This is a genomic window from Mesorhizobium sp. M0938, assembly GCF_040319125.1.
GTDB classification, from domain to species: Bacteria; Pseudomonadota; Alphaproteobacteria; order Rhizobiales; family Rhizobiaceae; genus Mesorhizobium; species Mesorhizobium robiniae.
In genome coordinates this window covers 84,532-97,078 of record NZ_JAMYNS010000009.1, presented here as the reverse complement: position 1 = coordinate 97,078, position 12,547 = coordinate 84,532, and the positions used below count along the sequence as shown (strand labels likewise).

The following is a 12,547-nucleotide window of genomic DNA, read 5'->3' as shown; positions in this document are numbered from 1 at the left end:
CGCCGGGATCCGAAGACATGGATCCGAAAGACATGGATCCAAAAGATCGGCCAAGCCGTGCGACCGAAGCGTTTTTCGGTCGCCGGCGCGGCAAGACCATCCGACCGCAGCAGGCGGCGGCACTGGAAAGCGGCTTCAGCACCTACCGGCTCGATCTGACGGCCGGACCGCCGCACGAACTGCGCAGCCTGTTCGAAGCCGATGTCCGTGCCATTCACCTGGAAATTGGTTTCGGTGGCGGCGAGCACCTGCTGCATCGGGCGACAGCGGCTCCTGAGACCGGTTTTGTCGGCGTCGAGCCTTTCGTCAATGGCATGGCCAAGATGATGATGGCAGTCGTGAAACGGCCGCTTGCCAATCTTCGGGTTTATGACGACGACGCCACGCGCTTGCTCGACTGGCTCCCGCAAGCCTCGCTCGACGGCATCGACCTTCTCTACCCCGATCCCTGGCCGAAGAAAAAACACTGGAAGCGCCGCTTCGTCAGTCCGGTCAATCTCGACCGTTTTGCGCACGTCCTGAAGTCAGGCGGAAAATTCCGCTTTGCTTCCGATATCGATAGCTATGTGAACTGGACGCTGCTGCACTGCCGGGCACATGGTGCCTTTGCGTGGCAGGCCGAAGAGGCAGCCGACTGGCAGCGACCCTATGAGGGCTGGCCGGGCACGCGCTACGAGGCGAAGGCCATTCGTGAAGGCCGGCGGCCGGCGTATCTCACCTTCGTCCGAAGATAGGTATGTTGCGTTAATCAGCGCGCATTGCGCGCTTCGCCGTCAACCAGGACCAAGCATGTCGTCGCCCTGCGTCACCGGTCTTAGAAGCGGCCGATCTTATCGAAGGCGGCCGGATCAACGCCGAGATTGCGCAGATCGTGCGCGCGCGGCTTGCGGCCGGCTTCGACGGCGTGCGAAGCGGCGACGGCGCTGCCGAACACAGTGAAGAAATCGCCGATGGCCGAGAAAACCTTGCGGTTGGTCATGATATGCCCTTTCGCCCGCTGCGATACGTGACTGAATTTGTGCAGCGCAACATAAATAGGCGCGTATTGCCTGATGTCACAGGGGCGTTGCCGCATGGCCGCCATGCGTCCTGTGCAAGGCTGTCGCCTCCGGCACTTTCGCCCTGCCCTGCATGCGGACTTGAAACGACGGCGGCGATCGTCTATATCAGCTTCAAATTCTTGGTCGGTATGGCGAAGAGTGGGTCCACCCGGTCCCGCTCTTTTTTATTACCTTCCGACCACCAATGACACGACAGGAATCGAATGACTGCAACGGCAACCGACAGCGACGACCGCATCATCCGCGAAAGCGGCATCGATGCGCGCATCGCGCTGATCGTGCAGCCGGTGCTGCGTGCCATCGGCTTCCGCCTCGTCAGGGTACATCTGACGGGCCAGAACGGGCTGACGCTGCAGATCATGGCCGAACGCGAGGACGGCACCATGACCGTCGAGGATTGCGAAGAGGTAAGCCGGGCAGTGTCGCCGGCGCTTGATGTCGATGATCCGATCGAAAAGGCGTATCATCTTGAAGTGTCGTCGCCGGGTATCGACCGGCCGCTGGTCCGCAAATCGGATTTTGCAACCTGGACGGGCCATCTGGTGAAGATGGAAACCTCGGTCCTTGTCGCCGACCGCAAGCGCTTCAAGGGCAAGATCGCCGAGAGCGACGCAGACGGCGTGCTGATCGAGCGCGACAAGGCGGCCTATGGCGAGGAGCCGACAGTGCGCGTGCCCTATGATGCGATTGCAGAAGCGCGGCTGATCCTGACCGACGACCTTATTCGCGATGCACTGTCGAAGGACAACAGGGCACGCAAGGAAGCCAAGAAGCGCCGCGGCGAACCCGAAGAAGCGCCAGAGGGCGGGGAAGCGGGCGCGGAAGATGAAACCGAACAGGAAATGTGATTGGGCTGCCGGGGCGCTAAAGGCTCGGCAACAAGCTCGGGAGAAAAAAGATGGTTGTAAGCGCCAACAGGCTTGAACTGCTGCAGATCGCCGACGCGGTCGCGCGTGAAAAGTCGATCGACAAGTCGATCGTCATCGCCGCCATGGCCGATGCGATCCAAAAGGCTGCGCGCTCGCGCTATGGCCAGGAAACCAACATCCGTGCCGACATCAATCCGAACACCGGCGAGATGAAGCTGCAGCGGCTGATGGAAGTGGTCGAGAAGGTCGACGACTATGCGACGCAGATCGCCATTTCCTCGGCGCGCGAGCGCAATCCCGACGCGCAGCTCGGCGACTTCATTGCCGAACAGCTGCCGCCCATGGATTTCGGCCGCATCGCGGCCCAGTCGGCCAAGCAGGTCATCGTGCAGAAGGTGCGCGAGGCCGAGCGTGACCGCCAGTATGACGAGTACAAGGACCGCATCGGCGAGATCGTCAACGGCACCGTCAAGCGCGTTGAATATGGCAACGTCATCGTCGATCTCGGCCGCGGCGAGGCGATCATCCGCCGCGACGAGCTGATCCCGCGCGAAAACTACAAATATGGCGATCGCGTCCGCGCCTACGTCTATGACGTGCGCCGTGAGCAGCGCGGCCCGCAGATCTTCCTGTCGCGCACCCATCCGCAGTTCATGGCGAAGCTGTTCACCATGGAAGTGCCCGAAATCTACGACGGCATCATCGAAATCAAGTCGGTCGCCCGCGATCCGGGTTCGCGCGCCAAGATCGCCGTCATCTCGCGTGACAGTTCCATCGATCCGGTCGGCGCCTGCGTCGGTATGCGCGGCAGCCGCGTTCAGGCGGTGGTCGGCGAATTGCAGGGCGAGAAGATCGACATCATTCCATGGTCGCCTTCGGCCGCTTCCTTCATCGTCAACGCCCTGCAGCCGGCGGAAGTCGCCAAGGTCGTGCTCGACGAGGACGCCGAACGCATCGAGGTCGTGGTGCCGGACGACCAGCTGTCGCTGGCCATCGGCCGTCGCGGCCAGAACGTCCGGCTTGCCTCCCAGCTCACCGGCTGGGATATCGACATCCTGACCGAGCAGGAAGAGAGCGAGCGCCGCCAGAAGGAGTTCGTCGAACGCTCGGCGCTGTTCATGGATGCGCTCAACGTCGACGAGATGGTCGGCCAGGTGCTCGCCTCCGAAGGCTTCACCAGCGTCGAGGAAGTCGCCTATGTCGACGCCGACGAGATCGCGTCGATCGACGGCTTCGACGAGGACACCGCCTCGGAAATCCAGGCCCGCGCCCGCGAGTACCTGGAGAAGATCGAAGCCGAGCATGACGAGAAGCGTAAGGCGCTGGGCGTCGAGGACGAGCTGCGTGAGATTCCGGGCGTGACCACCGCCATGATGGTGACGCTCGGCGAGGACGGCGTGAAGACGATCGAGGATTTCGCCGGTTATGCGGCTGACGACCTGACCGGCTGGAAGGAACGCAAGGACGGCGAGACGAAGGTGTTCCCCGGGGTGCTCGCCAGCCACGGCGTGTCGCGCGCCGATGCCGAGCAGATGGTTCTGGCTGCCCGCCTCAAGGCCGGCTGGATCACCGAAGACGAGCTAGCAGCCGAAGACGTGCCGGCTGACGAAGCCGTTGGTGCGTGAGGTGAAACCGCATCGCACACAACCCGCCCTTGGACGAGATGAACGATCGCACTTGCATCGTTACGCGCAGACAGGCCGAACCGGATGAACTGATCCGTTTCGTCGTCGGCCCGGATTCGGCCGTCGTTCCGGATATCAAGAAAAACCTGCCCGGCCGCGGTTGCTGGGTGACGGCCGACCGCCTACATATCGACAAGGCGGCAGCGAAAAACCTGTTCGCCCGCGCCTTCAAGGCGCAGGTGACTGTGCCGATCGATCTCGGCGGCATGGTCGACGGGCTGCTTTCCAGATCCGCTCTGGGCATGCTCGGTCTTGCCCGCAAGGCAGGCGCGATCGCGCTCGGCGCCACCAAGGTCGAGAGCGCGGTGCGTGGTGGGCTGGCGCTTTTCGTGTTGCATGCGACCGAGGCGTCAGATGACGGCGTCCGCAAGATCAGCCAGGCGCGACGGGCAACCGTCCACCTTGGTGGCCCCGCCATCCTTGCCTACAAACTTTTCTCCGAGGCCGAGTTGAGCTTGGCATTGGGGGGTACAAATGTGATACATGCTGCCGTTCTCGCGGGAGACGCGGGCAGGGCGGTCCAGAAGCGCATGGTTGCGCTCGACCGGTATCGGGGCGGTTCCCCGGACGATCTGGCAATGCTTGCGGCCGTTGCTGACGAAGATGATGCCGCAGAGGATATGGAATGAGCGATACGAAATCGGGCGACGACAAGACGTTGAGTGTGACGCCGAAGAAGACCTTGACGCTGAAGCGCCCCGGTATGGAACAGGGCACCGTGCGCCAGAGCTTCTCGCATGGCCGCACCAAGGCGGTCGTGGTCGAGACCAAGAAGCGCAAGTTCTCGCTGCCCGGCGACAAGCCGGAGCCGGCCGCTGCCCCTGTGTCCGTCTTCACGCCGAAGCCGCCGGTTGCGGCAGCGCCTGTCGTGCAGGAAGCGCCCAAGGCACCGCCGCCTCCGCCGCCTGTTGAACGCGGCGGCATGGTGCTGAACGAATTGTCGCGCAATGAAATGGAGGCGCGCCGCCGGGCCCTGGAGGGTTCGAAGGTGCGCGACGTCGAGGATCGCCAGCGCGCCATCGACGAGGCCAAGCGCCGCGCCGAGGATGAAGAGCGCCGCCGTCGCGAGCGCGAGGAATCCGCGCGCCGCCAGGCCGAGGAAGAAGCCCGGCTACAGGCCGAAGCCGAGTCCCGCCGGCGGGCCGAAGAAGAGGCGCGCCGCCGCGCGCCGCTGGCCGCCGAATTGGCGACAGCCGACGACGAGGACATCAAGCCGAAGCGGACCGGCGCCGGTGCCCCGGTGCGCCGTCCGGTCACGCCCGAAGTGGCGCGTCCGGCCAAGCCGACCAAGGGCGAAGAAGATCGCCGCCGCGGCAAGCTGACGCTGAATGCCGCACTTTCCGATGAGGATGCGCGTGCACGTTCGCTGTCGTCGATGCGTCGGCGCCAGGAGAAATTCAAGCGCGCGCTGCATAACGAACCGCGCGAGAAAGTCATGCGCGAAGTGATACTGCCCGAAACCATCACCATCCAGGAACTGGCGCAGCGCATGTCCGAGCGCGCCGTGGATGTGGTCAAGTTCTTCATGAAACAGGGCCAGATACTGAAGCCGGGCGACGTCATCGACGCCGACACGGCCGAGCTGGTCGCCACCGAATTCGGCCACACGGTTCGCCGCGTCGCCGAGTCCGACATTGAGGAAGGCCTCTTCAACATCGCCGATCGTCCCGAAGATCTCGAGCCGCGTCCGCCGGTGGTGACCATCATGGGCCATGTCGACCACGGCAAGACGTCGCTGCTCGATGCCATCCGCAATGCCAATGTCGTGTCCGGCGAGGCCGGCGGCATCACCCAGCATATCGGCGCCTACCAGGTCGAGAAGAACGGTCACAAGATCACCTTCATCGACACGCCCGGCCACGCCGCCTTCACGGCGATGCGCGCCCGCGGCGCTCAGGCGACGGACATCGCCATCCTCGTGGTGGCGGCCGACGACAGCGTGATGCCGCAGACGATCGAATCGATCAGCCATGCCAAGGCGGCCGGCGTTCCGATCATCGTGGCGATCAACAAGATCGACAAGCATGACGCCGACCCGCAGAAGGTGCGCTCGGAACTGTTGCGCCACGAAGTCTTCGTCGAATCGATGGGCGGCGAGGTGCTGGATGTCGAAGTGTCGGCGACCAAGGGCACCAATCTCGACAAGCTGCTCGAAGCGATACTGCTGCAGGCCGAAATCCTCGACCTGAAGGCAAATCCGGACCGCACCGCCGAGGGCGTCGTCATCGAAGCCCAGCTCGACAAGGGCCGTGGTCCCGTCGCCACCGTGCTGGTCCAGACCGGCACGCTGATGCCCGGCGACATTCTGGTTGCCGGCAACGAATGGGGCCGAGTGCGCGCTCTGGTCAACGACCGCGGCGGGCAGATCAAGGAAGCGCCACCGGCGATGCCGGTGGAAGTGCTCGGTCTGCAGGGAACCCCGCAGGCCGGCGACCGCTTCGCCGTGGTCAACAACGAGGCCCGCGCCCGAGAGATCACCGAATACCGTCAGCGTCTGGCGCGCGAGATGGCGGTGGCCAAGCATGCCGGCCAGCGTGGCTCGCTCGAGCAGATGATGTCGCAATTGCAGACGAGCGGGCTGAAGGAATTCCCGCTGGTCATCAAGGGCGACGTACAGGGCTCGATCGAGGCGATCAACGCGGCGCTGGACAAGCTCGGCACCGACGAGGTGCGTGCGCGCATCGTCCATGCGGGTGCTGGCGGCATCACCGAAAGCGATGTGTCGCTGGCGGAAACCTCGGGTGCCGCGATCATCGGCTTCAACGTCCGCGCCAATGTGCAGGCGCGCGCGGCTGCCGCGGCAGCGGGTATCGAGATCCGATACTATTCGATCATCTACAACCTCGTGGATGACGTGAAGGCGGCGCTCTCCGGCCTGCTCTCGCCGGAGCGTCGCGAGACCTTCATCGGCAATGCGGAGATCCTCGAGATCTTCGACATCACCAAGGTCGGCAAGATCGCCGGCTGCCGTGTCACCGAAGGCAAGGTTGAGCGCGGTGCGGGCGTTCGCCTGATCCGCGACAACGTCGTCATCCACGAAGGCACGCTGAAGACCCTGAAGCGCTTCAAGGACGAAGTTGCGGAAGTCCCGGGTGGCCAGGAATGCGGCATGGCCTTTCAGAACTACGAAGACATGCGCGTCGGCGATGTCATCGAGTGCTTCCGCGTCGAGATGGTGACCAGGACGCTCTGAGTTCGAGCATCTTGCGTTCGAGCATCTACTGAGACCGGGCGGTGGTCGAAAGACCGCCGCCCAAACCATATGAGACATGCGGCGCGGTCCCATCCCGCGCTTCACGATTTCAGGATAGAGAAAAATGCCCCGTTCAACCACATCAGGCCCATCCCAGCGCATGCTTCGCGTCGGCGAGCAGGTGCGCCACGCGCTGTCGGAAACCTTGCAGCGTGGCGAGATCCTCGATCCGTTGATCGAGAATGCCGTGGTTTCGGTCTCCGAAGTGCGCATGTCGCCCGATCTGAAGATCGCCACCGCCTTCGTCTCGCCGCTCGGCGCAAGTGATACCGATGCGGTGGTCGAGGCGCTCAACAAGCATGCGAAATTCGTGCGCGGTCGCGTTTCCGGCGCGCTTCGGCAGATGAAGTACATGCCGGAATTCCGCTTCCGGCTCGACACCAGCTACGACAATTTCCAGAAGATCAACGAATTGCTGCACTCGCCCGAAGTGGCGCGTGATCTCGGCACAGATGCCCAGATTGACGACCACAATAAAGACAACGACAAGGACGAAAAATAGTGGCGCGTCGCGGCAAGAAAAAGGGCCGGCCGATCTCCGGCTGGCTGGTGCTGGACAAGCCCGTCGGCATGGGTTCGACCGAAGCCGTCTCCAAGATCAAATGGCTGTTCCAGGCGGAAAAGGCCGGTCATGCCGGCACGCTCGATCCGCTCGCTTCCGGCATGCTGCCGATCGCGCTCGGCGAAGCGACCAAGACCGTGCCCTATGTCCAGGATGGCGCCAAGGTCTACCGCTTCACCGTTGCCTGGGGTGAGGAGCGTTCGACCGATGACCTCGAAGGGCCGGTGACGAAAAGCTCCGACCAGCGTCCGGCAGAAGCCGATGTGCTTTTGCTGATGCCGACATACACCGGCGTCATCATGCAGACGCCGCCGCAGTTTTCGGCCATCAAGATCGCAGGCGAGCGCGCCTATGACCTAGCCCGCGACGGCGCGACGGTCGACATCCCGGCGCGGGAAGTCGAGATCGGCCGGCTCGACCTGATCGAGCACAATGCTGATCGCAGCATTTTCGAGGTCGAATGCGGCAAGGGCACCTATGTGCGCTCGCTGGCCCGCGACATGGGGCGCGACCTCGGCTGTTTCGGCCACATCGCCGAACTGCGTAGGATCGAGGTCGAGCCGTTCACGCAGGAAGACTTCGTCACCATCGCCGAGCTGGAAGCCGCCCGCTTCGGCCACCAGGGTGACGAGGATCCGGGTGCGGCCGATGATGCATCTGACGCTCCCGATCTGCCGGTCGATTTCGACGCCATCGATGCGCTTCTGGTCGATACATCAGCCGCGCTCGATTGCCTGCCGCAGATCGCGATCAGCGACGACGCGGCAACAAAAATCCGGCTCGGCAATCCGGTCATCATTCGTGGCCGCGACGCGCCGGTGGAAGCCGAGGAAGCCTGCGCCACGGCGCGCGGCAAGCTGGTCGCCATTGGCGCAATCGAACAAGGCATGTTCAAGCCGAAGCGGGTCTTTGCCGGGTGAGTCCCGTCGTCTAATCTCGATGAGACTTAAACATCCGAGGGGCACATGGCAAAGGCCGAGACGATCAAGAAGCGCGCGTCGGTGACAGCACGGCGGCCGCCGGTCGGCGCATCGCCGGGCACGCTGATCGCCGACCCGGCCGCGCGGCGTAGCGAACTGCGACTGACCCTGATGTCGCCCGACAAATTCGAGACAATCGAAGATGCCAGCATCGACGACGTCAAAGCCAATTGCGACACATGGCCGGTCATCTGGCTCGACTGTACCGGTCTCGCCAACATCCCGCTAATCGAGGAGATCGGCCGGATTTTCAGCCTGCACCCGCTGGCGCTGGAAGATGTCGTCAACACCGGCCAGCGGCCGAAGGTGGACTTCTTCGAGGACCATGCCTTCGTCGTCGTCAGGATGATCGACGACGTCACCGCGCATCGTTACGAGCAGATCGCCGTCTTCTTCGGTAAGAACTTCGTCGTCACCTTCCAGGAGCGGGAAGGCGATCCGTTCGATCCCGTGCGCAAGCGCATCGAAAGCTCGATGCCCAACCGGTTGCGCGCACGCGGCGCAGACTATCTCGCCTATGCGCTGATCGACGCCATCGTCGACAGCTATTTCTCGCCGATCGAGACTGCCGGCGAATTGGTCGACAGCATCGAGGACCAGATGCTGCGCGCGGCGGACAAGCACCAGATGCGGCGGCTTCACGAGTTGCGGCGCGACGCCAACGTGCTGAAGGGGGTGCTTTGGCCGATGCGCGATGCGCTGGCGACGCTGATCCGCAACGACGTGCCTTATGTGAAGGCCGAGACCAAGGTTTTCCTGAACGACACGCTCGATCACTCGCTTCGGCTCATCGAACTGGTCGAAACCCAGCGCGACATGCTGACCGGCCTAATCGAGATGCACCTGTCGCTGAGTCAGGCGCGTACCAGCGACGTCATCAGCGTCCTGACGATCATTTCGGCAATTTTCATCCCGCTCACCTTTCTCGTCGGCGTCTGGGGCATGAATTTCGACCCCGAAAGCTCGCCGTGGAACATGCCCGAATTGAAGGCACAGTACGGCTACCCGTCGGCGCTCGTGTTCATGACGCTTATCGCGCTCGGGCTCATCGCTTTCTTCAGATGGAAGAAATGGCTTTAGCCGAAGAGAAATCTTCGTTTGTGCAGCAAAAAGCCGGCTTGTGAATTGGGCTGGTGTTTTTGCCTGAATTGCACTATATGCGCCGCAGCATCGCGCAATGACACGTTGCTTGTACCGGCCCCTGCTGGACGACATCCCGGCCGAGGGCGTCCCGTTTCCTCAAACAGATAAGGAAAAACACGATGTCGATTACTGCCGAGCGCAAAAAAGAATTGATGGGTGAATTCGCAACCGCCAAGGGCGATACCGGGTCTCCGGAAGTCCAGGTGGCCATCCTTTCCGAGCGCATCAAGAACCTGACCGACCATTTCAAGGACCACAAGAAGGATAACCATTCCCGCCGTGGTCTGCTTGCTCTCGTCTCCCAGCGCCGCAGCCTGCTTGATTATCTCAAGCGCAAGGATGACGCGCGTTATCAGACGCTGATCGAGAAGCTCGGTCTGCGCCGTTGACGAATTGACCGGCGGGTTCTTTCGAGAGCCCGCCGGTCGCGCATTGGAGCATCGGATCGGTCCAATGCGCCAATGAAGAAGTAGAGCGTCGCGCGTCGATTTTGGACGCACAAAGGGATGCTCTGAAAGTTTGAATTTGCGCATGGTGCTTTCCGAAGGCCGCGGTTTTCGGGATCATGCGCAAGGCCAGTCGGATCGATTGGCCAGACCCGGTTTCGAAATAGCACAGGCCTTCGAAACCGCCCATGGACGGTCATGGGGCAGGATTGCAGGATGCTCGCGCGGCAATCGCGCCGGATTTAACCCGAGCTTCCCGTTGTCTTGCCCGTGGCTGCCCGAGAAACGAAGCCAAGGGGAAGGGGCATTCGCGCACGGTGAAACGGCGCGGCCCTTTCCGCATATGAAGGACAAGACATGTTCAATCACCACAAAGTGGAAATCGAATGGGGCGGCCGCCCGCTCATCCTCGAAACCGGCAAGATAGCGCGCCAGGCTGACGGCGCGGTGCTCGCCACCTACGGCGAAACCAAGGTTCTCGCCACCGTCGTTTCGATGAAAGAGCCGAAGCCCGGCCTCGATTTCTTCCCGCTGACTGTCAACTACCAGGAAAAGACCTATGCCGCCGGCAAGATCCCAGGCGGCTATTTCAAGCGCGAAGGCCGTCCGAGCGAGAAGGAAACGCTGGTTTCCCGCCTGATCGACCGCCCGATCCGCCCGCTCTTCGCCGACGGCTACAAGAACGACACGCAGATCGTCGTCACCGTCGTCCAGCACGACCTTGAGAACGATCCGGATATCCTGTCGATCGTCGCCACCTCGGCGGCCCTGACGCTGTCCGGCGTCCCCTTCATGGGCCCGATCGGCGGCGCCCGCGTCGGTTACATCAACGGCGAATATGTGCTCAATCCGCATGTCGACGAAATGCAGGAATCCAAGCTTGACCTGATTGTCGCGGGCACCTCCGATGCTGTGCTGATGGTCGAGTCCGAAGCCAAGGAACTCGGCGAGGATCTGATGCTCGGCGCCGTCATGTTCGGCCATCGCGGCTTCCAGCCGGTGATCGACGCGATCATCAAGCTGGCCGAGGTTGCCGCCAAGGAACCGCGTGACTTCACTGCGCCGGACTATTCGGCGCTTGAAGCCGCGATGCTGAAGATCGTCGAAGGCGAGCTTCGCGATGCCTACAAGATCACCGACAAGCAGAAGCGCTATGCCGCCGTCGACGCCGTCAAGGCGAAGGTCAAGGCTGCGTTTGCACCTGCCGAAGGCGAGGAAGCAAAATACACGTCCGAACAGATCGGCACCGTATTTAAGGAGCTTCAGGCCAAGGTCGTGCGCTGGAACATCCTCGACACCGGTTCGCGCATCGACGGTCGCGGCCTGAAGACGGTCCGCAAGATCGTCTCCGAAGTCGGCGTCCTGCCGCGCACCCACGGCTCGGCGCTGTTCACCCGCGGCGAGACCCAGGCTCTGGTCGTTGCCACGCTCGGCACCGGCGAGGACGAGCAGTACGTCGATTCGCTGACCGGCATGTACAAGGAAAAGTTCCTCCTTCACTACAACTTCCCCCCCTATTCGGTCGGTGAAACCGGTCGCATGGGTTCGCCCGGCCGCCGCGAAATCGGCCACGGCAAGCTCGCCTGGCGCGCCATCCGGCCGATGCTGCCGACCGCCGACCAGTTCCCCTACACGCTGCGCGTCGTCTCGGAGATCACCGAATCCAACGGTTCGTCGTCGATGGCCACCGTCTGTGGCACTTCGCTAGCGCTTATGGATGCCGGTGTGCCGCTGGCCAAGCCGGTTGCCGGCATCGCCATGGGTCTGATCAAGGAAGGCGAGCGCTTCGCGGTGCTCTCCGACATCCTCGGTGATGAGGATCACCTCGGCGACATGGACTTCAAGGTTGCCGGCACCGCCAATGGCATCACCTCGCTGCAGATGGACATCAAGATCGAGGGCATCACCGAGGAGATCATGAAGATCGCGCTGGACCAGGCCAAGGACGGCCGCCAGCATATTCTCGGCGAAATGGGCAATGCGCTCTCCGGCGCGCGTTCCGAACTCGGTGAGTTCGCGCCGCGCATCGAGGTCATGCATATCCCGACCGACAAGATCCGCGACGTGATCGGCTCGGGCGGCAAGGTCATTCGCGAGATCGTCGAAAAGACCGGCGCCAAGATCAACATCGAGGACGACGGCACGGTCAAGATCGCTTCGTCCAACGCCAAGGAGATCGAGGCGGCGAAGAAGTGGATCCACACCATCGTCGCCGAGCCGGAAGTCGGCGAGATCTACGAGGGCACGGTCGTCAAGACTGCGGACTTCGGCGCTTTCGTCAACTTCTTCGGTCCGCGTGACGGCCTCGTCCATATCTCGCAGCTCGCCAACGATCGCGTCGCCAAGACCTCCGACGTCGTCAAGGAAGGCGACAAGGTCTGGGTCAAGCTGATGGGCTTCGACGAGCGCGGCAAGGTCCGCCTGTCGATGAAGGTCGTCGACCAGGCCACGGGCAAGGAAATCGCCCGCGACAAGAAGGCCGAAGGCGAAGAAGACGCCGCCTGAGCGATCTGACGATACAATCGAAGCGGGCGCGCCGACAGGTCGC

General features: G+C 62.7%; 11 protein-coding genes. 10 read left to right on the top strand and 1 reads right to left on the bottom strand.

Annotation, left to right across the window (positions count from 1 at the left end; all coding sequences use genetic code 11):
• The first annotated feature begins 32 nt into the window (after positions 1-32).
• On the top strand, positions 33-734 hold the full coding sequence (gene trmB / locus NKH73_RS17740; protein WP_352934046.1) for a tRNA (guanine(46)-N(7))-methyltransferase TrmB: 702 nt from the start codon (positions 33-35) through the stop codon (positions 732-734).
• 80 nt (positions 735-814) lie between these two features.
• Here trmB and NKH73_RS17735 read toward each other — a convergent pair whose 3' ends face one another.
• Positions 815-979: a hypothetical protein gene (locus NKH73_RS17735; RefSeq protein ID WP_095487861.1), complete on the bottom strand. Its 165-nt coding sequence runs from the start codon at positions 977-979 to the stop codon at positions 815-817.
• 285 nt (positions 980-1,264) lie between these two features.
• Between NKH73_RS17735 and rimP the strand changes: the two genes are divergently transcribed.
• From rimP to pnp, 9 genes are all read left to right on the top strand, one after another.
• The gene (gene rimP, locus NKH73_RS17730; RefSeq protein ID WP_352934045.1) at positions 1,265-1,909 is read left to right on the top strand and encodes a ribosome maturation factor RimP; all 645 of its coding nucleotides are present in this window, start codon (positions 1,265-1,267) and stop codon (positions 1,907-1,909) included.
• Positions 1,910-1,959: 50 nt separating this feature from the next.
• Complete coding sequence (nusA, locus tag NKH73_RS17725) at positions 1,960-3,555, top strand: transcription termination factor NusA (protein WP_128243336.1); 1,596 nt, start codon at positions 1,960-1,962, stop codon at positions 3,553-3,555.
• 38 nt (positions 3,556-3,593) lie between these two features.
• Entirely contained in the window at positions 3,594-4,244 is a 651-nt protein-coding gene (locus NKH73_RS17720; RefSeq protein ID WP_352934042.1) for an RNA-binding protein, read from the top strand.
• The gene (infB, locus tag NKH73_RS17715; protein ID WP_352934040.1) at positions 4,241-6,808 is read left to right on the top strand and encodes a translation initiation factor IF-2; all 2,568 of its coding nucleotides are present in this window, start codon (positions 4,241-4,243) and stop codon (positions 6,806-6,808) included. The genes NKH73_RS17720 and infB overlap by 4 nt, the downstream gene beginning before the upstream one ends.
• 124 nt (positions 6,809-6,932) lie before the next feature.
• Positions 6,933-7,370, top strand: a complete 438-nt coding sequence (gene rbfA / locus NKH73_RS17710) for a 30S ribosome-binding factor RbfA (RefSeq protein ID WP_352934039.1) — start codon at positions 6,933-6,935, stop codon at positions 7,368-7,370.
• Positions 7,370-8,350 carry a tRNA pseudouridine(55) synthase TruB gene (truB, locus tag NKH73_RS17705; protein WP_352934037.1) on the top strand — a complete coding sequence of 327 codons (981 nt, stop codon included), beginning with the start codon at positions 7,370-7,372 and terminating at the stop codon, positions 8,348-8,350. The genes rbfA and truB overlap by 1 nt, the downstream gene beginning before the upstream one ends.
• Before the next feature lie 45 nt (positions 8,351-8,395).
• Positions 8,396-9,490 (top strand): magnesium/cobalt transporter CorA, encoded by a 1,095-nt coding sequence (gene corA / locus NKH73_RS17700; protein WP_352934035.1) that lies wholly within the window; start codon positions 8,396-8,398, stop codon positions 9,488-9,490.
• 167 nt (positions 9,491-9,657) lie between these two features.
• Positions 9,658-9,942: a 30S ribosomal protein S15 gene (gene rpsO / locus NKH73_RS17695; protein ID WP_407660271.1), complete on the top strand. Its 285-nt coding sequence runs from the start codon at positions 9,658-9,660 to the stop codon at positions 9,940-9,942.
• Positions 9,943-10,356: 414 nt separating this feature from the next.
• A complete protein-coding gene (pnp, locus tag NKH73_RS17690) occupies positions 10,357-12,504 on the top strand; it encodes a polyribonucleotide nucleotidyltransferase (RefSeq protein ID WP_352934030.1) in 2,148 nt (715 codons plus the stop codon).
• The last annotated feature ends 43 nt before the right edge of the window (positions 12,505-12,547 follow it).